A 21,642-nucleotide genomic window follows, 5' to 3' on the forward strand; every position below is an offset into this window, starting at 1 on the left:
GCCTTTCTATCCTTTGACGGCGCCGGTGAGGCCACCGACGATGCGACGCTCGAACAGGCTGAAGAACACCAGCGCCGGAATCATCGACAACGATGTGAAAGCGAGCACCTTCGCGGTGTCGACCGAGTACTGCGACGCGAACGCCTGCACGCCCAGTGGCAGCGTGAATCCATCCTGGTCGTTGAGGATGAACAGCGGCAACAGGTAGCTGTTCCAGCTGTTCACGAACGCGAGGATGCCGGTGGTGATCAGGCCCGGCACGCTCAGCGGCAGCACCATCCGCCAGAAGAAGCCGAGCCGGCTGCACCTGTCGATGGCGGCGGCCTCCTCGATCTCCCGCGGGATGGCCCGCAGGAACGGGACCAGGATGATGATCGTGGTGGGCAGCCCGAAGGCGATCTGGGGCAGGATGACGCCGGGCAGCGTGTTCACCAGACCGAGGTTCTTCACCAGGATGTACAGCGGCGTGATGGCGACCGTCGCCGGGAACATCAGGCCGGCGGCGAACAGGGCGTACAGGGCGCCTCTGCCGGCGAACCGGTATCGGGCCAGGACGTAACTGGCCATCACGCCGAGCACGACGACGCCGGCGGTGGTGGTGAGCGCCACGATCGTCGAGTTGCCGACCTGGCGCCAGAAGACCTCGCCGGTCAGCACGTCGGTGTAGTTGCTGAACACCCACGGGTCCGGCAGACCGGCCGGATCGGTGGTGATCTGCGAGTTGGTCCGGAAACCGCCGACGATGATGTAGATGACGGGTCCCAGCATGAGCCCGATCAGCACCAGTGCGGCGAAATAGCGGGAATGTCTCATGCCTGTCCTTCGCTGTCCCGGCGCAGCACGAACCGCTGGTACACCAGCGCGATGATCATGGAGATGGTGAAGAGCACGACCGCGACCGCGTTGCCGTACCCGTAGTTCGCCGCGTTACGGCCCTCGGCGACCATGTACGTCGCCATCGTCGAGGTGCCCGCCGTCGACGCGACGTACTGGCCCCAGATGATGTAGACCAGGTCGAACAGCTGCAGCGCGCCGATGATCGACAGGAAGCCCCAGATCCGGATGGTGGGCCCGAGCAGCGGCAGGGTGATCCGCCACTGGGTCTGCCAGAACGTGGCGCCGTCCACCGCGGCGGCCTCGGACAGCTCCTCCGGGATGTTCTGCATCCCGGCCAGGAACAGGATCACCGCGAACCCGATGTACTTCCAGGTCAGGATCAGCATCAGGGTCCAGATGGCGAGTTCCGGGTTCGCCAGCCAGTCCTCCGCGAGCCCGCCGAGGCCGATCGAGCGCAGCACGTCGTTGACCGCGCCGTTCGTCTGCAGCAGGAGCGCCCAGGCCGTCCCGACGATCACTTCGGAGATCACGTACGGGACGAAGATCAGCACCCGGATCAGCGACTGGCCACGGATCTTCTGGTTCAGCAGCAGCGCCAGCCCGACCGCGATCGGGCCCTGCAGCAGCAGCGACAGCACCACGATCTGACCGTTGTGCCAGAGCGCCTCGTGGAACGCGCTGTCCTGCAGGATGGTGACGTAGTTGTCCAGCCCGACGAAGTCGGTCGGCGGCCCGTACCCCTTCCACCGGTAGAAGCCGTAGTACGCGGCCATCACCATCGGGAAGATCACGAAGCCGGAGAACATCAGGATCGCCGGGCCGGACAGCGCCGCGATCTCCAGGCGTTGCCGCCAGCCGATCCCGCGCCGGCGGGGCCGGGCCGGAGGCGGCGTCCGCACGCCGCGCCCGGCCCGCACCTCGGTGACCGTCACGGTCAGCCCTTCTTGGCCGCGTCGTTCACGGCCTGGATGATCCCGGCGACGTCACCCTTGCCGGCGAGCATGTTCACCACGCCGACGTTCAGGGCGTTGCCGACGTTCTGCCCGTAGATCGTGTCGAGCCAGAGCGAGACGTAGGGCGCCTTGTTGTAGGCGTCGAGGACCGCCTTGAGGTAGTCCTCGGTGACCGCGCCCTGCGCCTGCTTGTTCACCGGCAGCGCGTTGTAGGCCTTGTAGTACGCCTCCTGCACGTCCTTGGTCAGCAGGTAGTTGAGGAACTCGGTGCACTCCTTCGGCGCCTGGGCCGAGCACGAGTACCCGTCCGTGCCACCCATGATCGCGGCCGGGTCGCCCTGCCCGCCGGCCACCGCGGGGAACGGGAAGAAGCCCAGGTCGGGCAGCGGCTTGGTGTCCTTGGTCAGCGAGGCGATCACACCCGGGTCCCAGGCGCCCATCAGTTCCATGCTCGCCTTGTAGTTGGCGACCAGGCCCGCCGAGCTGCCCGCGCCCTGCTGGGCGGAGGTGGTCAGGAAGCCGTCGTTGAACGGTTTCGTGGCGGCGAAGGCCTGGAGGTCGGTACCCGCCTTCACCCAGCACGGGTCGCTGAAGTTCTTCTCCTTGGCGGCGGCGTCGAGCGAGGCCTTGCTGCACGCGCGCAGGGCGAAGAAGTAGTACCAGTGGGCGGCCGGCCACGCGTCCTTGGCGCCGAGTGCGATCGGCGTGCCGTTCGCCTTCAGCTTGCCGACCGCCTGGTTGAGCTCGTCCAGCGTGGCGGGCGGCGTCGTGACGCCGGCCTTCGTGAAGAGATCTTTGCTGTACCAGAAACCCCCGGGCAGGATCGACACCGGTACGGCGTACGCCTTGCCGTCGATCTGCCCGGTTCCGAGCGCCGCCTCGCCGACGGCCTGCTTGCTCTCCGCGGTGATGTCGTTCGTGATGTCCTTGAGCTGGCCCGCCTCGGCCATCGCGGCCATCTTCCCGCCGCCGCGCTGCAGGAAGATGTCGGGCGCGGAGCCGGAGTTCAGCGCGGTCTGCAGCTTGCCGTCCAGGTCCTCGTTCTGCACCTGCTGGATCTTGATCTTCACGGTGGGGTGGGCGGACTGGAAGCCGGCGACCGTCTTCTCCCAGAACGCCGCGCCTGGCCCGGTCGACGCGTTGTGCCAGAGCTGCATCGTGACGTCGCCACCGGAGTCGGAGCCGTCGTCGTCACCACCTCCGCAGGCGGCGAGGCCCGTGGCGCTCAGTGCCAGCACGGCGGCGGCGGCGAGAGTTCTCCTTGACAACATGTGGTGCCCACCTCTCGGTAGCGAAACTTTCGGAAGTCATTCGAAAGATGTCGCTCAAGTTATGGAGAGGTCAATGCGCATGTCAAGACGTGACGCGCGAGAATCAGGCGAGTCCGCGTCCGGAGTGGCAGTAACCGAAAATCGGAAGTTGGCAGGGCTAGCCGAAAGTTTCGGATGCCGGCGGGCACGACGAAGCGGTGCGGCGGCGTGTTCCGCCTCCGCACCGCTTCACGGGACGGTCAGCTGAGGCTGAACCGCTGGTTGGCCTGCCCGTTGCAGTCGTAGATCTGCATCTGCTGGCCGTTGCCGGTGCCCCACACGTCCAGGCAGCGGCCGGACTGCACGCCGGTGATGGTGCCGTTGGCGTTGACGTTCCACTGCTGGTTGGCCTGGCCGCCGCAGGCGTAGATCTGCACGGCCGCGCCGTTGCCGGAACCGGCCGCGTCCAGGCACCTCGAGCCGTACACGGTCAGCTGCTTGCCGGACGTCAGCGTCCACGTCTGGTTGGCCTGGCCGTTGCAGTCGTAGAGCTGCACCCGCGTGCCGTTGTTCTGCGACGCGTTCGGCACGTCGACGCACCGCCCGGACTGGGCGCCGACGATCCGGCCCGTACCGGCAGGCGGGGTGGAGCTCCCGCTCGGCGCCGGCGAGGACGGGTTCGGCGTGGCCGCGTTGAGGGCGTTGAGCACCGAGTTGTAGGCCGCCTTCTTGTTGCCGCCGCCGTCGAACAGCAGCGGGTTCTCGCTGGCGCGCCACGAGTCGCTGTCCCGTACGCCCCACACCGTGATGCCGATGCAGCGCGGCACGTTGAGGCAGGCCTGGGTCAGCCCGGCGTACTGCGTGGTCGACGCGTTGGTGACGTCGACCTCGGTCAGGGTCACGTCCACGCCCAGGGCCGCGAAGCTGGACAGGGTGGTCTGGAAGTTGCCCGGCAACGAGCTGCCGCCGGTGAAGTGGGTCTGCAGGCCCACGCAGTCGATCGGCACGCCACGGGCCTTGAAGTCCCGGATCATGTTGTAGACGCCCTGCGTCTTGCCGTAGGTCCAGTTCTCGATGTTGTAGTCGTTGTAGCAGAGCTTGGTCGACGGGTCGGCGGCGCGCGCGGTGCGGAACGCCACCTCGATCCAGTCGTTGCCGGTGCCCTGCAGGTTGGACGGCCGGCGGCTGCCGTCCTCGTTGAACGCCTCGTTCACGACGTCCCACGCGGCGAGCTTGCCCTTGTAGTGGGCCATCACGCCGTTGATGTGCTCGATCATCGCCTGACGCAGGGCGCTGCCGCTGAGGCTCTGCATCCAGCCCGGCTGCTGGGCGTGCCAGGCGAGGGTGTGGCCGCGGACCTGCAGGCCGCGCTGGGTCGCCCAGTTGTAGATCTGGTCACCGGACGTGAAGGTGAACCGGCCACGCTGGGGCTGGGTGGCGTCCGGCTTCATCTCGTTCTCGGCCGTGATCATGTTGAACTCGCGGCCGGCGATGGTGCTGTAGGTCGCGTCGTTGAGCCGTCCGGCGGCGATCGCCGTGCCGAAGTACCGGCCCGATTGCGCGGCCGCGGCGCCCAGCGTGCTCGCCGCGGCGTTGGCGTCCGGCATGACCATCAGGGCGCTGAACGCCCCGACGGCGGCCACCGTGGCGGCGATCAGCAGGCGGGCCGGCGTCGATCGCCATCGCGGGGAGCCGGGGGAGAGGGGTGGGGATGTGGTTGCCACGAGAGCATTCCCTTCTCGACCTGGCACGCTCTTCACATGGGTGGGTCGGTGTCGCATGCGAAATGCGCGCTCAGCCGAATCGGAGCGACGATTCTCAATGCCGCGATGCTGGCACGGCAACATCCCGGAAACAAGAGATTCCGGAAGCCGGCCGTAACTTATGGACCGCATCTCCGTGCGTGGCGATCAGCTCATGTGGCTCTCCAGCAGCGCTTTTGCGCGAGGCTAATTGCGCCGTTGGGTGGCAACCAATTCTGAAACTTTCGAACCCCCGACTTCGTCGCTCCCATCCCTATAACACTTCCGCGAATAATTCTTTTTGCGAAAGGCGCGGAATGGCAGGAAGTCGCATGCGCCGGTGCCGGGCGGTCACTGCGGCGCGGGCGGCGGCCGGTGCCCGGCGCGCTTGACCTTGTCACTGTGTCAAGCCGTTCACTGGGCTCATGACCACGATGCTGGAGAGCCCGAACTCCTCGGCCCGGCTGCAAGCCGCCCTCGCCGCCGGGACGTCCGCCGACCCGCGGATGATCGACAAGCTCGTCGAACGCTGCGGGATCGAGCCGGACTTCTTCGTCCGCGACATGCTGACCTGGGCGCTCACCCGTTACCCGTCGTCGCTCACGGTTCCCCGCCTGATCGTTGCACTCGGCTCGCCGAATCCGCGGGCACGCAGCCAGGCGCTGCACACGCTTTCCAAGATCGGCGACCGGGCGGCGTGGCCGGCGATCACCACGGCGTTGCTGACCGACGCCGACGACGAGGTGGCCCGCACCGCGTGGCGTACCGCTGCCGTTCTCGTGCCCGCCGGTGCCGAGCCCGACCTTGCGGCGGTGCTCGCCACCCAGCTCGGCCGGGGCGGGCGCGAGACGCGGCTCAGTCTCAGCCGGGCGATGATCGCGCTCGGCGACGTGATCCAGCCGCTGCTGGAGATCGCCACGACCAACCCCGCCGATGGGGTACGGGAACACGCGCTCGCCACCCGGCACCTGGCCCTCGATCCCGAGGCCGACTTCGCGTTCGCCGTCGAGGAGGCGAAACGTATCGTGGCCCTGGGCCCGGCCGCGCAGGAGGTGTGACGAACCGTGTTGATCGGGGACGTGGCGCGGCGGTCCGGGGTCAGCGCCCGCATGCTGCGGCACTACGAGTCGCTCGGCCTGGTCCGGCCGACGGGTCGTAGTGCCGGCGGCTACCGGGAGTACTCCGGCGACGACATCCGGCGGATCTCGCACATCGAGATGCTGCGCTCGCTCGGGCTGTCGCTGCGCGAGGTCGGCCGCGCCCTGGACGATCCCGGCTTCACGCCGTCGGCCCTGGTCGCCGACCTGATCCGGCAGACCCGGGAACGCATCGCCGCGGAGACGGAGCTGCTCACCCGGTTACGCCGGATCGACACCGCCGAGCCCTCCGGCTGGGACGACGTGCTGCGGGTCGTCGCGCTGCTGCAGGCGCTGGGCTCGGAGAGCGCCGGCCGGCGGCAGCGTGCGGCCCTGACCCCGGCCCTGTTCCCGGCTGACCGGCTACCGGTGGAGGCGCTGGTCGAGGCGGCGCTCAGCGAGACCGACCCGAACGCGGCCGGCGCGCTGCGGTGGGCGCTCGCCCGCTCCGGCGAGGAGGGGCTGGCGCAGCTGGCCGGCGCGCTGGACGCACCGTCCGCCGAGGTGCGCCGGCGGGCGGTCGACGCCATCGCCGAGATCCCGGGCGAGGCGGCCACCGCGATCCTGCTCGACTATCTGACCCACGCCGAACCGGAAGCCGGCACGGACGCGGCTCCCGGCGCCGCCCCCGGTTCCTCAGCCGGCCCCTCCTCCTGCGCCTCTTCCGGCGCCGTCGGCACCTCCCCGGACGCGGCTTCCGCCGCCGCCGGTGCCTCTTCGGGCGTCTCTTCCGGTGCTGATCTCGTGGTTCGGCGGCGGGTCGCGCTTGTTCTCGGTGCGCGGGGAGCGCCGGAAGCGGTGCCGACGCTGATCGGGATGATCGTCGACCAGGCCAACGACGTCGACGCGGCCGATGCGCTGAGCGCGCTCGCGGCCGACCCGGCGCTGACCGACCGGATCGCCACCGGCCTGGTCGACCGCCTGCACCACGACGACGTCGACGCGGCCGCTCGGGGCCGGCTCACGCAGGCGCTCGCCGACATCCCGGGCGACACCACGACGCGAGCCCTGACCAGCCTGACCGGGGACGAGGACCGCGCGGTCGCGCTCACCGCAACCTACCTGCTGAAACGCCGCGCCGGCTGAAGCCGCACGTCGAAGACCGCCGGCTGGGGCTCGCCTCGGGCGCCTCCCCGCGGCGGCGGGGTCCGACAAGATGGGCTGGCTCTGCTCGGACACCGCCGAGCTGTCGTTCACCGACTGCCGGCCGGGCGATGGGGAACGCCGTGCCGCAGGCTTCACCGGCGCCCGCCGAACGTCCACGGATGCACCTCGATCCGCGCATAGGCGCCAGTGCCGGCGAACAGTTCCCGGACAGCCTCCGGCTCGGCGAACTCGCCGATCACGGCCGTACCCTCCCAATCCTCTCCGTCCTCGGAGAGCAGCCGCCCGAAAGCGATGAGCCGTTCCCGGTCGAGCTCAGGCTCGGTCAGCGCCGCTCCCGGCCAGTCGATCAGCGGCTTGGCGTGCGCGAGCACCAGATATCGCCCGCCACCGTCGTCCCGGCTGCCCGGGAAGTCCCACATCGTCCGCCCGAGCAGGTCGACGAACCGCCGGATGATCACGGAACGGTAGATCCCGGCGAGATAGTTCGGTTCCTCGTACCCGAAGATCTTGACGGTGTCGGGGTCCGGCAGGTCGACGATGTGCACGCTGCCGGTGGCGGCCTCCCGGTCCTCGGTGAGCGTCGGCCCCCGCGCGATCATCCGATCGGCGAACCGGTCCATGAACGCCCAATGCTCCTCCACGAGCCGGTCACGCAGCTCTCCGGAGCCGTCACGATCGCGGCAGTAGAAGAAGTAATCGCCCATCCGACGAGGATGGCACCCCATCCACGCACGTGCCGCCCGCAGGCGGGTCTCTAGGCTGGGGGAATGAAGGTTCTGTCCATCCAGTCGGCGGTCGCGCACGGCCACGTCGGTAACTCCGCGGCCGTGTTCCCCCTGCAGCGCATCGGCGTCGAGGTCGTCCCGGTCCTCACGGTGAATTTCTCCAACCACACGGGCTACGGCGCTTGGCGGGGTCCGCTGATCCCGCCGGCGGATGTGGCCGAGGTCCTCCTCGGTGTGCAGGAGCGGGGAGTGTTCCCGCAGATCGACGCGGTCCTCTCCGGTTACCAGGGCGGCGCCGGCATCGCCGACGTCATCATCGACGCGGTCGGGAGGGTGAAGGCGGCGAACCCGGCGGCGGTCTACGCGTGCGACCCGGTCATGGGTAACGCCAAGTCGGGTTGTTTCGTGGCCCCGGAGATCCCGGTGCTGCTCCGCGACCGGGTCGTCCCGGTCGCCGACATCATCACCCCGAACCAGTTCGAGCTCGGCTTCCTGACCGGCACCGCGCCGGCGAGCATCGAGTCGACCCTGGCCTCGGCCGACCTGGCTCGTGCCATGGGCCCGTCGACGGTGCTGGTCACGAGCGTGGAGCGCCCGGACCGCGAGGAGGGCACGATCGAGATGCTGGTCGTCGACGACGCCGGCGCCTGGATCGTCACCACGCCCCACCTCCCGTTCAAGGCGAACGGCTCGGGCGACGTCACGGCGGCCCTGTTCACCGCCCACTACGTGGCGACGAAGGACGCCGCACTGTCCCTGGAGCGGACGGCGTCCAGCGTCTTCGACCTGATCGAGACGACGTACCGCTCCGGCGAGCGTGAGCTGCGGCTGGTCCAGGCCCAGGAGTTCTACGCCAACCCGCGCATGCAGTTCGAGGCGAAGCAGGTCCGCTGAACCGAGCCCCGACGCCACGGGCCCGCTGACCGGGCCCGTGGCCGCCGGGCAGACGACGGGCCGGTGGCCGCAGGGCAGGCGCAAGCCGATCGGATCACCGGCTCCGACCGGCCAGCCCGCGGCGACGGCCGCGTTGGTGATGCGGTCGACTCCTCGCGGAGATTTGTCGCGCACTCGGCGCGGGCGGTGGAGCTATGCCCGTGTGGCGATTGTCTTGGCGGCCTCTATCGCCGACGTGTAGTCGGGGTTGGCCCCGATCTGGGCGAGCAGCATGTTCGCTGAGTTGTAGCAGTCGAACCTTTCGATCTTTCCGTCACGGAGAAACCAGAGATCTGCCGTCGGCACGTCGATCGGATTGCCGGTCGGCGGGATTTCGCCGACCGGGGTCGGGAAGCCGCCGAGGTGCGTTCCCTGGATTCGGAGTTCGACGGCGACGACGTCACCGAGTGCGTGCACTTCGAGCAGCTCGCGGTGAACGTCGGGGAAGACGCTGGCGAAGCCCGACACCGCCTGAGGAATCTGGTCTCCGCGGAAGGTCAGCGAATTCGGCAGGTCGTTGAACGTCCCGTCCTCGGTGAACAGGGCGCGGAAGCCTTCACCGTCGAGGGTGCTCCCCTCCGCCAGCCGGTATGCCTCACGAACGATTTCTTCGTTGCTTTTCATTTCCGCTCTCCTGGATGCGTGGAGTCGCTACGGGAATAGGTTGCTGCGGCTCGGCGGCAATCGAGTGGCGACGCCATCTCCGCGGTCGGCGACGCTCGCGATGCGATCTCACCGCTGCGCGTCCCACCAGGCTACCAAGTTTTTGACTGTATGGTCAATAACGTAAGCTTGCTCACGTGCCTCGTCCCCGCAAGTTCCACGAGAGTGATGTCGTCAGCAGCGCCGGTGAGGTGTTCGCCGTGCACGGCCTTGCCGCTGCGACGCTGGATGACCTGGTGCGGGCGACCGGCTTGGGGAAACAGAGCCTGTACAACGCGTTCGGCGGGAAGCGGGAATTGTTTTTGCGGGCACTTTCCGAGGATCGCGATGAGGCGACGCGCGCCGTCACGGAAGCGCTCGGACACGATGACGCTTCGCCGCTGGAGCAAATCCGGGGTCACATGCTCCGGATGGCGATCGATTTCAGCAGCACTGATCGACGGGTCTCACTCACCACACGGGCGCTGGTCGAGTCGACCGGCGCGGAGGATCCGCTCTCGACGGTCACCAAGGCCGGTATCGAACAGCTCGCGGGCGTCTATGCCCAATGTCTGGACCATGCGCGGGAGAACGGGGATCTCCCGGCGGGCGTGAACGTGCAATCGCTGGCGGTTTACTTTGTCGCCGTCACCCGAGGGATGGAATTGCTTGGCCGCGCCGGCGTGGGCCGCGGCGTTCTCACCGCTGTCGCACTCGACGCGCTTCGCGTGCTCGACGGTCAGCGGACGGAAGCGGCCGATGACGTCCGTTGACGCGGGATCGATCGCCGAGGCCTTGACACTGAGCCATGCTGAGCCCGGAAATGTCGGTGCCTGCTGTTAGCGTCCGCGGCGTGATGAACGTCGATACCGAGAAGGCCGTTCTGTCCGAGTTTCTCGCCTATCAGCGCGCCAGCGTGCGAGCCATCCTGGTGGGCCTCGACCGGACCGCTCTGAGCGCGTCCGTGCTGCCGTCCGGCTGGACGCCTCTCGGCCTGGTGGAGCACCTCGGGCATGCGGAGCGCCATTGGTTCCAGGAGGTGTTCCGGGGCTCTGCCGAGGCGTTGCCGTGGCCGGACGGCCACGCGCCGCTCACCACGCCGCGATCGCCGGCTCAGGTCTTCCGGTTCTACGACGACCAGTGCCGGGTGTCGGACGCCGTCATCGCGGAGTCCGCACTGACGGCCACGCCCGTCGGCCGGCATCCGAGCGAGCCGCTGGGGTCGCAGACACGCGACCTGCGCCGGATCATTCTGCACGTCATCGAGGAGACCGCCCGGCACGCCGGCCATCTGGATGCGGTGCGGGAGCTCATCGACGGGCGTACCGGGCTGGGGCCACGCTGACCACGGGCTGACCTGGAACAGTCAGTTCTGTCTGTTTCAGGCCAGCAGGGCGTGCCGGGCGAGCTCCTTCCAGTGCTCCAGCAGCGGCTCCGACGACGGATCGCGAGCGTCGAAGGCGTAGCTCAGCGCCGTCCCCCGCATGCTGGTGAACAGCACCGGCCGGATCGGCAGGTACAGCGGCCGCCCGACCAGGTCGGGGCCGAAGAGGTGGTCCATCCGGCCCCAGATGGCCTGGCCCAGGCGTTTCTCCGCCGGGCGGATCGCCGCGGCCAGGGCCGGCTCGGTGCGCGCGGCGACCCACAGCTCGGTCGCCGCCCAGAAACTCGGCTCCTGGAACGTCGCCCAGAGCACGTCCACCACCACGGCGATCCGCTCGCCGGGACCGCTCGCCTCGGCGATCCGCTCGCTCAGCACCGGCGGGACCGGCTGCTCCAGCTGCGTGGCGAAGATGTGGTGCGCGGCGGCGACCAGCAGCTCCTCCTTGGACCGGAACTGGTGCAGCATCCGGCCGCGCGACATGCCCGCCTCAGCCTGGATCGAAATGGTGCTGGTCCGGGCGTATCCGTCGCGCAGCAGGCAGGTGACAGCCGCGTCGAGGATCAAGGACCGGGACTGGCTGGTACGGTCCGCCCGGGAGCTGGTTGTCGTCATGACGTCGACAATAACGGTCTAAGCTGACTCCTCGACAACGGAAACGGCCGCCAGCGCTATCCGTACATAATCGGCCGCCGCCTCCTCGGGAGTCTGCGGACCGCTCGGCTGGAACCATCCGGCGACCCCCTGGCACATCGCCAGGATCGCCCGCCCGCACGCCGTCGGATTGGTCGTCCGGAAGACGCCGTCCCGGCACCCCGCCGTGATCGTGTCGCGCAGCAGGCCCTCGATCCGATCCCGGTGCCGCACATAGCGCTCCAGGTGCGGCGGCGTCAGCGACCGCCGCTCGGAGTCGAGGAACGCCAGGTCACGGTGATGTGCCATGTAGAGGACGATCGCCTCGACCGCGCCGCTGAGCCGGGCGACCGGGTCCGGCCCGGCCTCCTCGAGGGCCGCGTCGACGTGGCTGGTGACGATCTGCATGGCGTGGTCGAGCAGCGCCATCAGGATCGCCTGCTTGTTCTCGAAGTGGTAGTAGAGCGCCGGAACGGTCACCCCCACCTCGCTGGCGATCTTGCGGACGCTCGTCGCGTCGTACCCGTGCTGGACTATCTGATCGAGTGACACCGCGAGGATCGGTGGCAGCTCCAGCGCGGGATAAACCGTCCACTCCCTCATAACGCTGACATGCCTCCGTCGACGACAAGGCTCGTACCGGTCACGTAGGAGGAGGCGGGCGAGGCCAGGAAGAGCAGCGCCCCGTCCAGCTCGGCCTGCTCCCCGAACCGGCCGAGCATGCTGTTGCGGGCCACCATCGCCCGCAGTTGCTCATCATCATTCGCGGTCATCTCGCTGGCGAAGTACCCGGGGCAGAGCGCGTTCACCCGGATGCCCTTGCGCGCCGACCACTCGCTCGCGAGATCGCGGGTGAGCCCGAGGACACCGGCCTTGCTCGCCGCGTAGGCGGCCTGCGGGAACGGCGGCGCGATGTGCGCGAGCACGCTGGCCACGTTGACGATCGAGGAGCCGTGCGGCATGTGCGGCGCGCAGGCCTGTGCCATCCAGAACGGTCCGGCCAGGTTCACCCGGAGCACCGACGTGAAGCCGTCGAACGACTCCCGCGAGGCCGGCACGGCGTGCCCGATCCCGGCGTTGTTGATCAGCACGTCGATCCGGCCGAATGCGGACACCGTCGCGGCGACGGCGGCCCGGCACTGCTCCGGGTCGCTGACGTCGGCCGCGTGGGTGAGCACGCGCGTGCCTGCGGCCCGCAACGTCTCCGCGAGGCCGGTGAGCCGATCGGCCCGGCGCGCGACGAGCGCCAGGTCCGCGCCTGCGGCGGCGAGGGTACGGGCGAAACCCGCCCCCAAGCCCGAACTCGCGCCCGTCACCAGGACGACCCGGCCGTCGAGACGAAAGATCTCCACGAATACCCCTCTTGACTTCGGCTACAGTGGCCCGAATTCTAGTTAGCGCTCGCTAAGTAGACGAGAGGCGCTCCGAGAATGACGGATCTGTACGCACGACGCTCGCTCTTCGACGACGAGCACGAGGCCTTCCGGGACAGCGTCAAGGAGTTCGTCGCCCGCGAGGTCGCCGCGCACGTCGAGGACTGGGAAGAGGCCGCCGACATCCCGCGCCACGTCTGGCGGGTCGCCGGCGACCTGGGATATCTCGGGCTGCCGGTGCCCGAGGAGTTCGGCGGTGGCGGCATCGGCGACTACCGCTTCCGGACCGCGATGATCGAGGAGACGGCCCGGGCCGGCGCGAACTCCCTCGCGGCCGGGTTCGCCGCGCAGACCGACGTCGTCCTGCCCTACTTCATCGACCTGGCCGCCGGTGAGCAGCGCAAACAGTGGCTGCCGAAGCTGGCGTCCGGCGAGTGGATCGGGGCGATCGCGATGACCGAGCCCGGCACCGGCTCGGACCTCAAGGGCATCCGCGCCACGGCGGTCCGCGACGGCGACGGCTGGGTGCTCAACGGCGCGAAGACGTTCATCACCAACGGCATCAACGCGGACCTGGTCGTCGTGGTCGCCCGCACCGGCGAAAGCGCGTTCAGCCTGTTCGTCGTCGAGAGCGGCACACCCGGCTTCACCCGCGGCCGCAAGCTGCGCAAACTCGGCCTCAAGGCGCAGGACACCGCCGAGCTGACCTTCGACGACGTGCGGCTGAGCCCGGGCGCGTTGCTGGGGGAGGAGGGCCGCGGGCTGCACGCGCTGATGGCGCACCTGCCGCTGGAACGGCTCAACATCGCCGTCACGGCGTGTGCCGGCGCCCGCGCCGCGCTGGCTTGGACGATCGGCTACGTCCGGGACCGCTCGGCGTTCGGCAAGCGGCTCGCCGAGTTTCAGAACACCCAGTTCACCATCGCCGAGATGGTCACCGAGCTGGAGGTGACGCAGGCGTACGTGGACGACGCCGTGCTGCGCTTCAACGCGGGCGAGCTGTCCGCGGTCGACGCGGCGAAGGCCAAGTGGTGGGCCACCGAGATGCACAACCGGATCGTGGACCGCTGCCTGCAGCTGCACGGCGGCTACGGCTACATGCTGGAGTACCCGATCGCCCGCGCGTACGCCGACGCCCGGGTCACCACGATCTACGGCGGCACCACCGAGATCATGAAGCTGATCATCGCGCGTGACGTGCTGGAGACGCGGTGAACGCCGGGCTGGTGCGCCCCGAGCGGCTCGGCCCGGCCCTCGCGGCGGCCCTCGGGGACGACGCCTGGCGCGGCTTCACCGCCGAGCTGATCGCCGGTGGCAAGTCCAACCTGACGTTCCGGCTGCGGTCGGCGGCCGGTGAGGTCATCCTGCGCCGGCCGCCGGACGGCGAACTGCGGCCCAGCGCGCACGACATGGGACGCGAGTGCCGGGTGCAGACGGCGCTGGCTTCCACCCCCGTACCGGTGCCGGAAATTCTTCTGAACGACGCCGGCGGCGAACTGATCGGCGTGCCCAGCTACGTCATGTCGGCGGTGCCCGGTGTCGTCGTGCGGGACGCGTTGCCACCGGGATTCCCGGTGGACCTGCGCGCGCTCGCCCGGGGGCTGGTGGACGCCCTCGCCGCGATCCACTCCGTCGACGTGGAGAAGGCCGGGCTGGGCGATTTCGGTCGCGCGGAGGGATACCTGAGCCGGCAGATCCGGCGCTGGAGCCGGCAGTGGGAGGCGGTCGGGCAGGACGGGGTGCTGGCCGTCGGCGAACTCGCGGCGGCGCTGGCGGCCGCGGTGCCGGAGCGGACCGGGCAGTCGCTGGTGCACGGCGACTTCCGGCTGGACAACTGCGTGCTCGACCCGGCGCGCCCCGGAGTGATCAACGCGGTCCTCGACTGGGAGATGTCCACTCTCGGGGACCCGCTCGCTGACCTGGGACTGCTGCTCTTCTACTGGCGGGAGCCCGGTGAGCAGCCGTGGCGGCTCGCGCCCTCGATCACCCGTACCCTCGGATTTCCCCGGCGTGCCGAGATCGCCGCCTGGTACGCCGAGGCGACCGGCGCCGACCTGTCGCATCTCACCGTCTACCTGGCCCTCGCACACCTCAAGTTCGCGGTGATCACCGAGGACATCAATGTGCGAGTCCGGTCAGGCGCGATGGCCGGCCAGGACTTCGGCGACCTCACCGGAGAGTCCGCCCGGATCGCCGAGGCCGGACTCGATCTGCTTGCTTCGTCGCCGACCGGGAGGGTCTGACATGGACTTCGCACCCAGCCGGATCTCCACCGACATGGTCGACGCGATGTGGCAGTTCATGCGCGAACGTGTCTTTCCCGCCGAGCCGGTCTGGAAGGCGCAACTCGCCGAGCTCGGCCCGCACGCCACCCCGCCGGTCCTCGAGGATCTGAAGCGGGACGCGCGCCATCGCGGTCTCTGGAACCTCTTCCTGCCCTCGGTCTCCGGGCTCAGCAACCTGGAATACGCGCCGGTCGCCGAGGTCACCGGCTGGTCCCCGGTGATCGCGCCGGAGGCGATCAACTGCCAGGCGCCGGACACCGGCAACATGGAACTGCTGCACCTGTTCGGCACGCCCGAGCAGAAGAGCCGCTGGCTGGAGCCGCTGCTGGACGGAACGCTGCGGTCCGCCTACGCGATGACCGAGCCCCAGGTCGCCTCCTCGGACGCCACCAACATCGAGACCTCGATCGTCCGCGACGGCGACTCCTACGTGATCGACGGCCGCAAGTGGTGGATCACCGGCGTCGCGGACGCGCGCTGCCGGGTCTTCATCGTGATGGGCAAGACCGACCCGTCCGCCGCGCCGCACCGCCAGCAGTCCATGATCATCGTTCCGCGCGACACCCCCGGCGTGCAGGTGGTCCGTGACCTGCCGATCTTCGGTTACCAGGATCAGCACGGGCACTGCGAGATCAATTTCTCCGGGGTACGGGTACCGGCCGCCAACCTGATCGGCGAGGAGGGCGCGGGTTTCGCCCTCGCACAGGCCCGCCTCGGACCCGGCCGGATCCACCACGCGATGCGTGCGATCGGGATGGCCGAACGTGCCCTGGCCCTGCTGGTCGAGCGCGCCCGGACCCGGACCGCGTTCGGCGGCACGCTCGCCGAGCAGGGCGTCGTCCAGCAGCTGATCGCCGACTCCCGGATCGAGATCGACCAGGTACGCCTGCTCGTCCAGAAGACCGCCTGGCTGATCGACACCCAGGGCGCTCGTGCGGCCCGGACCGAGATCGCCGCGATCAAGGTGGCCGCCCCGGCCGTCGCCACCCGCGTCGTCGACCGGGCGATCGAGGTCTTCGGCGGGGCCGGGGTCAGCGACGACACGCCGCTCGCGTACTTCTACGCGTGGGCCCGGGTGCTGCGCATCGTCGATGGCCCGGACGCGGTACACCGCCGCACGATCGCCCGCCAGGAGCTCAAACGTCCCGCCGCTCATACCGGTTAGCCCGCCGTCCGGCCTCCGCCGGCGCCGCGGGGCGTCACCGAGCACGACTACGGTCGATGAGCGCGCACGCATGCTCGCGCCGGCGGGGACGAGGTCGCACGCATGCTCGCGCCGGCGGGGACGAGGTCGCACGCATGCTCGCGCCGGCGGGGACGAGGGCACACCGAAGCGGTTCGTGCGCTTTCATCCAGGTTCTGGCGTCGACGAAAGCGCACAAAGGTGATGTGTGTGCCCTCGTCTACGCTGCGCCGCCGATCCCGCCTGCTGGGCCGCCCGTCCGCATGTCGCCCGCCGGCGTGCGGCACCGCCGGCGTGCGGCACCGCCCCGGCGGGAGTTGACCCTGCTTCAGAACGCGGCCTCGTCGTAGCGCCTGCGCAGGTCGGCCGCCTCGGCCTCGGACAGGGCCTCCCGGGACGCCAGCTCCGCGTACACCGGCGGGAACATCTCGTGCAGCCGGTCGATGAACTTCACGTCGGCGGTCGCCTCGACCACCCGGATGCCGGCCGGATCGGTGGTCATGTCCAGGATGACCGGGCCGGCCAGCTTGACCGCCACGTCCCAGGGGCGGCCCGGCTCGGCGACCCCGCAGAGGTGGAAGCCGTAGACGGTCCGCACCTCGGCGAGCTCCTCTGCCTCGGCCGGCTCGTGGCCGTAGACGCGGACGCCGCAGATCACCTCACCGGGCTGCTGGGCGCCGTGCCCGGCGTGCTGGTGCTGTTCCGGATCGGCGGACTCCAGTGTGGTCCGCATCCGGGTCATGATCTCATCTTGCAGATGAGCGGGATCCGTTCCCGGGTTGAGCAGGGCGACCGCGCCGGCCGACACCACCAGGATCAGCGCCGCCCACGCGTGTCTGCGGGCAATCATGATCGGGTTTCACCTTGCCGTAGGGGGCACCCTCCGACCGTCGCCGGAGGGTGCCGTGCCGATCAGACGAAGTTCACGTCGCTGCACCACATGTAGGCCTGGTCCTGGTGGGAGGCCTGCCAGATGACGAAGAGGACGTGATGCCCGGTGTAACCCGAGGTCGAGATGTTGAACGAGATGTTCTGCGCGGGCGCGTACCTGCCGGTCTGCGTGATGAAGTCGAGGTTGCCCCAGCCGAGGCGCTGGGTGGCCGGGTTGAACCCCTGCTTGCTCACGTAGACGCGGAAGTAGTCGGCGCCGTGGCTGGCCTGGTCGTACAGCTGGACCGTGAAGTTCCGGCTCAGGGTCGTCTGCTTCCACGCGCCGGGCTGGTTCAGGCTGTCGTTGCGGGTCAGGCCGTTGCTGCACAGTTGCCCGTCGGGGGTGCGGGCCTGGAACTGGGCGCCGAGGCCGTCGCGCAGGGCGCTCATCCAGTTCCACATGGTGTCCGGGTTGGCCTGGAACGCCTGCCAGCACATCGGATCCTGCTGCTGCATGGCCGGGTTCATGTGCTGGCTGCCCCAGGTCTTCCAGCACTGGTAGGCGCGCGATGCCGGGTTGATGATCGTGCCGTGGGCCTGCGCCGCGCCGGCCGAGGGCAGCAGGCTGAGCATGGTGGCGAGCAGGACGATCAGCACGTGGCCGGACCGGCGGCGTCGAGTGGACTCGTGTGGGGGCACGGTGGTCCTCCGTTCTTCGGTGATGGGGATGATGGGGATTTGGGAGCGCTCCCGGACCCAGCATCACACCTCGCCGCCGACATATCAACCTATGTCGATTGGTGTCCTCCGGTCAGCGGCGGCCGAACTCCTCGGACAGGACCGCGCGCGTGACGGTGGCCCCGAGCCGGTCGCCCTGCACGGCCGCGCCCCGGTAGTGCACCCCGGCCCAGATCCGGGCCTCGATCAGCTCGGCGCGGGCCGCCGCGAGGCTGCCGAAGTGCCGGGTCGTGCCGGATTCCGCGCTGTAGGCGCTGAACGACAGGTCGTCGCGGCCGAAGAACGCCCGCAGCGCCGTCATGATCGCGCTGGTGTAGCACGCGTGGCCGGAGGGCCATTCCGGCGAGGGCGCGGTGACCCGCAGTGGCGTCCAGGCCGGGTCGGCGCTGGTGGCCGGGTTGCCGTCGGTGTCCGCGAGGGGGATCGACGTCACCGGCCGCCAGAAGCTCCAGCGCCGCTTCTCCTGGTAACAGGAGATCATGGTGTCGGCGGTGGCGATGTCGACCATCGCGAGCATCCGGGCGGTCTGCAGCGGGCTGAGCCGGTGGCCGGTGGCGAGTTCCCGCTTGATGTACCACTCCACCTGCCGGTAGTCGTCCCACCAGGCCGCCGCCTCGGTCTGGTCCGGGGTGCGGGTGGTGCTGTTGATCGCGCCGACCGACTTGACCTCGTTGAGCTGGCGCGCGTAGGTGGCGCTTGTCAACGCGGGCGGCCCGGCCACGCGGTAGGCGGAGGGGTCGTCGACGGCGAACGGCTTGAGGAACGCGTACCAGGCGCCGGCCTGCACGAATCCGGGCGGGGTGAGCCGGTACTGACCGGGCTCGGTGCCGACCGGCCACGTAGCGGCGGAGAACGCGCCGTCGTCCCGGCGATCCGCGATCATCGCGGCTGCCGCGGCCGCGCCGACACGGATCCCGCCGCGCTTCGCGCGACCATCGGGGATCGCGGCGAGCGCTTCGTCGTACTGTGCCCGCAGGGCGTCCGCCTGCGCCGGGAACAGCGATTGGAGTACGTCGTGAGCCGCCGTGGCGACGGCCGCCGGCGTGGAATATCCCCGCCCGGCGGCGGGGGCGGCCAGGTAGGGCTCGTAGGGCGTGCCGGCGATCGCGTTGACCGCGTCGTACACGGCACCCTGCACCATGGCGAAGCTGCGCGCGCCCGCGGTGGGCGACTGGCGGCCGACCTCGAAGATGGCGGTCTGCGCGTGGATGTTCCAGACGATGACGGGATTGGCCGAGGCCGCGGGCTGCGCGGCGGCCGCGGCAGTGGCGGTGGCGGTGGACGCGGTCACGGCGAGCGCTGCCACCAGCGTCGCGGCGGCCAGTCCGCGGAAACGAACACGATGTGCCATGGGATTCCCCCCGTGGGCCGGATCGAGTGTCGGCCCCAGCATCGAGGTTCGCCTATGGAAAAGACAACGTTCTGACGGGAAGCCGCTATCGGCCGGGACCTCGCCGATCGACTGCGAGGCCCCGGCCGCTCCCTCGTCGTCAGCCGGCGAGGTGCTTGCGGGCGAAGGCGATGTTGTTCGGCAGCGCCTGCGCCCACACGTTGTGGCCGGTGGCGTAGTGGCGGTAGGTGACGTTCGCGCCGTGCACCCGCATCTCGGTCACCTGCAGGTCGGTCAGGAACGGGAAGGCGACCACGTCGAACCGGCCCTGGTTCACCAGCACCGGCGCGTCGAAACCGGACACCGGCAGCGTCGTGACGTCACGCAGCACCGACGGGAACGGCCCGGTGTTGAGCGGCTTCTTGAGCATCTGGCCGATCCCGATGCCCTGGGTGCGGGTGTTCATGTCGAAGTAGCAGAGCCGGTGCGCGTCGTCGACGATCGCCCGGCCGGCCGGGGTCAGGTAGGCGTCGAGGTCGAAGCTGGGCCGGGCCGTCTCCAGGCCGGCGAGGATGTAGGAGACGTAGGTCGTGTAGTCCGGCGCCGGCAGCGGGGGGATGTACGGCCCGGCGAGCGGGATGTAACCCTCCACCTTGGTGGCCGGCGCGTCCGCCATGGCCGCGGCGAGCCGCAGTTCCGGCGCCCGCTCCTTCGCCTTCGCCGCGGTGGCGAGGGTGGCGTGGCCGCCCTGCGAGATGCCGTTCACCACGTAACTGCTGGACAGCGCCGGGGTCGTGGCACGCGCCGCGCGCACCGAGTCGATCACCGCGTTGGCCTCCGCGTCGGCGTCCAGATAGGCGTGTGACCCCTCGGTGCCGATGCCGATGTACTCGGTGGCGACGAACGCGAAGCCCGCCTGGATCCACGGGGTCACCACGTTGACGTCCGCCGCGGCCGTCCCGTAGTCGTCGGTGTAGGCGCAGTCGTCGGCCAGCCCGGCCGTGACGTGGGCGTTCGCCAGGATCGGCCAGCCGCCCGCCGGCGCCGTGCCGGTCGGCACGTAGACGGTGGCGAGCGCCTGCCGCGGCTGGTCCAGCGAGTCCTGCGTCCAGTAGGTGATCGACGTCGCGACGCTTCCGGGCGCCTCCTTGCCGGGCAGCGGCGTGGAACTGATCACCGAGCCGGGGGCGCCGGCCGGCTCGGCGGCCGACGCCGGAGCCGGCAGCCCGAGGGCCAGGAGCGGGCCGATCGCCAGGGGCACGACGCGGCGGAGGTGAAGCATCGACATCACTCGTCTCTGTGGAGATCCTGTTAGGTTAGGCGAACCTAACATGACGACTGTCCGATTCGTTCAAGACAGTGCCGCGGTTTCTTTCGTACCGTGAGCGCCATGGCACCCACCTTCAACGCGATCGGCCTGGCCACGGCCGACATGGCCGCGTCCCTCTCCTTCTACCGCCGGCTCGGTGTGACATTTCCAGCCGGCGCGGAGAAGGAACCCCACGTCGAGGCGACAGTCGCCGGTGGCATTCGTCTCATGTGGGACACGCACGACGCGCTGCGGTCCTTCGACCCGGAATACCGGCCGGGGCCACCCGGCGGCGGCTGGGCCTTCCTCTGCGCCGATCCGGCCGAAGTGGACGCCTGCCACGGTGACCTGGTCGCGGCCGGGCACCGGTCGGTGAAACAGCCGTGGGACGCCCCGTGGGGTCAGCGGTACGCCCAGGTCCAGGACCCCGACGGCAACGTGGTCGACCTCTTCGCCTGGACCGGGTCAGGTGATCAGGGCTCAGCGACGCAGGAGTAGCGCGCTGAGCGGCACGCCGGCCATCGCCCGCACCTCACGAGCCAGGTGGGCCTGGTCGGCGTAGCCCGCATCGGCCGACACCGTCGCGAACGGCCGGCCGGCGCGGGCCAGCGCGACGGCCCGCTGCAACCGGAAGATCCGGTGCAGGGTCTTCGGACCGTACCCGAAAGCGGTGTTGCTCCGGCGCTGCAACTGCCGGGCGCTGAGGCCGCACCGATCGGCGACCGCGCCCACCGGCAACCCGGCCCGCGCGGCGCCGGCCAGGGCGACCATCACCCGGTCGGCGTCCTGCCAGCGGCGGCCCGCGGCGGCGGTCAGCGCGGCAACCGGATCGGCTGCCTCGGCGATGGCCCGCACGGCAGCCGCCGGCCACAACGCATCGAGCGGCACACGCTGATCGACCAGCTCGGAGGCGGGCACGCCGAGCACGCCGGGCCCGGTGCCGACGCCGAACCGCAGCGCGGCGAACCGGCTGCCGGGCGGGGGGAGCGTGACCCGCGCGGTGGTGTCCGGCCCGGCGACGAACACCGTGCCGTCCTGCCAGATCAGGTCGAGACAGCCGTCCGGCAGGATGCGTTTCGGCTCACCGCGTTTCGGCTCACCGCGTCCCTGTTCGGCGCGTGTCTGCCCGGCGCGTCTCGGCTCATCGTGCGGCGGCGTGACGCTGCGCCACGCGACGACGTGGGGCAGAGGCGAGGCCCATTCCCGATACACGCC

Annotated in this window: 23 protein-coding genes; 9 read left to right on the forward strand and 14 right to left on the reverse strand. The window is 69.9% G+C overall.

Annotation, left to right across the window (positions count from 1 at the left end):
• Positions 1-6 precede the first annotated feature (6 nt).
• The 4 genes from AB0F72_RS25950 to AB0F72_RS25965 all read right to left on the reverse strand — a co-directional run bounded on the left by AB0F72_RS25950 (position 7) and on the right by AB0F72_RS25965 (position 4,764).
• The gene (locus AB0F72_RS25950) at positions 7-813 is read right to left on the reverse strand and encodes a carbohydrate ABC transporter permease (protein WP_360435982.1); all 807 of its coding nucleotides are present in this window, start codon (positions 811-813) and stop codon (positions 7-9) included.
• Positions 810-1,769 (reverse strand): sugar ABC transporter permease, encoded by a 960-nt coding sequence (locus tag AB0F72_RS25955; protein ID WP_360435984.1) that lies wholly within the window; start codon positions 1,767-1,769, stop codon positions 810-812. The genes AB0F72_RS25950 and AB0F72_RS25955 overlap by 4 nt, the downstream gene beginning before the upstream one ends.
• Before the next feature lie 2 nt (positions 1,770-1,771).
• The gene (locus AB0F72_RS25960; RefSeq protein WP_360435986.1) at positions 1,772-3,061 is read right to left on the reverse strand and encodes an extracellular solute-binding protein; all 1,290 of its coding nucleotides are present in this window, start codon (positions 3,059-3,061) and stop codon (positions 1,772-1,774) included.
• 239 nt (positions 3,062-3,300) lie between these two features.
• Positions 3,301-4,764 carry an endo-1,4-beta-xylanase gene (locus AB0F72_RS25965; protein WP_360435988.1) on the reverse strand — a complete coding sequence of 488 codons (1,464 nt, stop codon included), beginning with the start codon at positions 4,762-4,764 and terminating at the stop codon, positions 3,301-3,303.
• Between the two features lie 443 nt (positions 4,765-5,207).
• Here AB0F72_RS25965 and AB0F72_RS25970 point away from each other — a divergent pair, with 443 nt between their 5' ends.
• Positions 5,208-5,840: a HEAT repeat domain-containing protein gene (locus AB0F72_RS25970; RefSeq protein ID WP_360435989.1), complete on the forward strand. Its 633-nt coding sequence runs from the start codon at positions 5,208-5,210 to the stop codon at positions 5,838-5,840.
• Positions 5,841-5,846: 6 nt separating this feature from the next.
• A complete protein-coding gene (locus AB0F72_RS25975; RefSeq protein ID WP_360435991.1) occupies positions 5,847-7,004 on the forward strand; it encodes a MerR family transcriptional regulator in 1,158 nt (385 codons plus the stop codon).
• Positions 7,005-7,156: 152 nt separating this feature from the next.
• Here AB0F72_RS25975 and AB0F72_RS25980 read toward each other — a convergent pair whose 3' ends face one another.
• The gene (locus AB0F72_RS25980; RefSeq protein WP_360435993.1) at positions 7,157-7,729 is read right to left on the reverse strand and encodes a YciI family protein; all 573 of its coding nucleotides are present in this window, start codon (positions 7,727-7,729) and stop codon (positions 7,157-7,159) included.
• A 63-nt stretch (positions 7,730-7,792) separates the two neighbouring features.
• Here AB0F72_RS25980 and pdxY point away from each other — a divergent pair, with 63 nt between their 5' ends.
• Positions 7,793-8,644, forward strand: a complete 852-nt coding sequence (gene pdxY / locus AB0F72_RS25985) for a pyridoxal kinase PdxY (protein ID WP_360435995.1) — start codon at positions 7,793-7,795, stop codon at positions 8,642-8,644.
• Between the two features lie 192 nt (positions 8,645-8,836).
• Here the strand turns inward: pdxY and AB0F72_RS25990 are convergent, their stop codons facing one another.
• Entirely contained in the window at positions 8,837-9,307 is a 471-nt protein-coding gene (locus AB0F72_RS25990) for a nuclear transport factor 2 family protein (protein WP_360435997.1), read from the reverse strand.
• Positions 9,308-9,483: 176 nt separating this feature from the next.
• On the opposite strand from AB0F72_RS25990, the gene AB0F72_RS25995 reads away from it, so the two are divergent.
• Positions 9,484-10,098, forward strand: a complete 615-nt coding sequence (locus AB0F72_RS25995; protein WP_360435999.1) for a TetR/AcrR family transcriptional regulator — start codon at positions 9,484-9,486, stop codon at positions 10,096-10,098.
• Positions 10,099-10,181: 83 nt separating this feature from the next.
• A complete protein-coding gene (locus tag AB0F72_RS26000) occupies positions 10,182-10,670 on the forward strand; it encodes a DinB family protein (protein ID WP_360436107.1) in 489 nt (162 codons plus the stop codon).
• A 36-nt stretch (positions 10,671-10,706) separates the two neighbouring features.
• Here the strand turns inward: AB0F72_RS26000 and AB0F72_RS26005 are convergent, their stop codons facing one another.
• The 3 genes from AB0F72_RS26005 to AB0F72_RS26015 are packed head-to-tail and all read right to left on the reverse strand — an operon-like array spanning position 10,707 to position 12,691.
• Positions 10,707-11,321: a TetR/AcrR family transcriptional regulator gene (locus AB0F72_RS26005; protein ID WP_360436001.1), complete on the reverse strand. Its 615-nt coding sequence runs from the start codon at positions 11,319-11,321 to the stop codon at positions 10,707-10,709.
• 18 nt (positions 11,322-11,339) lie between these two features.
• On the reverse strand, positions 11,340-11,942 hold the full coding sequence (locus AB0F72_RS26010; RefSeq protein WP_360436003.1) for a TetR/AcrR family transcriptional regulator: 603 nt from the start codon (positions 11,940-11,942) through the stop codon (positions 11,340-11,342).
• The gene (locus tag AB0F72_RS26015; protein ID WP_360436005.1) at positions 11,939-12,691 is read right to left on the reverse strand and encodes an SDR family oxidoreductase; all 753 of its coding nucleotides are present in this window, start codon (positions 12,689-12,691) and stop codon (positions 11,939-11,941) included. The genes AB0F72_RS26010 and AB0F72_RS26015 overlap by 4 nt, the downstream gene beginning before the upstream one ends.
• Positions 12,692-12,769: 78 nt before the next feature.
• On the opposite strand from AB0F72_RS26015, the gene AB0F72_RS26020 reads away from it, so the two are divergent.
• Genes AB0F72_RS26020 through AB0F72_RS26030 form a run of 3 tightly spaced genes read left to right on the forward strand, consistent with a single transcriptional unit; the run spans position 12,770 to position 16,162 of the window.
• Positions 12,770-13,927 (forward strand): acyl-CoA dehydrogenase family protein, encoded by a 1,158-nt coding sequence (locus tag AB0F72_RS26020; protein WP_360436007.1) that lies wholly within the window; start codon positions 12,770-12,772, stop codon positions 13,925-13,927.
• Positions 13,924-14,955 (forward strand): phosphotransferase family protein, encoded by a 1,032-nt coding sequence (locus AB0F72_RS26025; protein WP_360436009.1) that lies wholly within the window; start codon positions 13,924-13,926, stop codon positions 14,953-14,955. Before AB0F72_RS26020 ends, AB0F72_RS26025 begins: the two co-directional genes overlap by 4 nt.
• A 1-nt stretch (position 14,956) precedes the next feature.
• Positions 14,957-16,162: an acyl-CoA dehydrogenase family protein gene (locus AB0F72_RS26030; protein WP_360436011.1), complete on the forward strand. Its 1,206-nt coding sequence runs from the start codon at positions 14,957-14,959 to the stop codon at positions 16,160-16,162.
• Between the two features lie 346 nt (positions 16,163-16,508).
• On the opposite strand, the gene AB0F72_RS26035 is transcribed toward AB0F72_RS26030, so the two are convergent.
• The 4 genes from AB0F72_RS26035 to AB0F72_RS26050 all read right to left on the reverse strand — a co-directional run bounded on the left by AB0F72_RS26035 (position 16,509) and on the right by AB0F72_RS26050 (position 20,406).
• Positions 16,509-17,030, reverse strand: a complete 522-nt coding sequence (locus tag AB0F72_RS26035; RefSeq protein ID WP_360436013.1) for a hypothetical protein — start codon at positions 17,028-17,030, stop codon at positions 16,509-16,511.
• Positions 17,031-17,092: 62 nt separating this feature from the next.
• Complete coding sequence (locus AB0F72_RS26040; protein WP_360436015.1) at positions 17,093-17,749, reverse strand: lytic polysaccharide monooxygenase; 657 nt, start codon at positions 17,747-17,749, stop codon at positions 17,093-17,095.
• Positions 17,750-17,861: 112 nt separating this feature from the next.
• Entirely contained in the window at positions 17,862-19,139 is a 1,278-nt protein-coding gene (locus tag AB0F72_RS26045; protein ID WP_360436017.1) for a PA-phosphatase, read from the reverse strand.
• Between the two features lie 139 nt (positions 19,140-19,278).
• Positions 19,279-20,406 (reverse strand): lipase family protein, encoded by a 1,128-nt coding sequence (locus AB0F72_RS26050; protein ID WP_360436019.1) that lies wholly within the window; start codon positions 20,404-20,406, stop codon positions 19,279-19,281.
• Positions 20,407-20,508: 102 nt separating this feature from the next.
• Between AB0F72_RS26050 and AB0F72_RS26055 the strand changes: the two genes are divergently transcribed.
• The gene (locus AB0F72_RS26055) at positions 20,509-20,925 is read left to right on the forward strand and encodes a VOC family protein (RefSeq protein ID WP_360436021.1); all 417 of its coding nucleotides are present in this window, start codon (positions 20,509-20,511) and stop codon (positions 20,923-20,925) included.
• Here AB0F72_RS26055 and AB0F72_RS26060 read toward each other — a convergent pair.
• Positions 20,908-21,639, reverse strand: a complete 732-nt coding sequence (locus tag AB0F72_RS26060; RefSeq protein ID WP_360436109.1) for a helix-turn-helix domain-containing protein — start codon at positions 21,637-21,639, stop codon at positions 20,908-20,910. The two genes, AB0F72_RS26055 and AB0F72_RS26060, sit on opposite strands and share 18 nt — an antisense overlap.
• Positions 21,640-21,642: the final 3 nt, after the last annotated feature.

Origin of the sequence: Actinoplanes sp. NPDC023936 (genome assembly GCF_040639325.1) — a bacterium.
GTDB lineage: Bacteria > Actinomycetota > Actinomycetes > Mycobacteriales > Micromonosporaceae > Actinoplanes.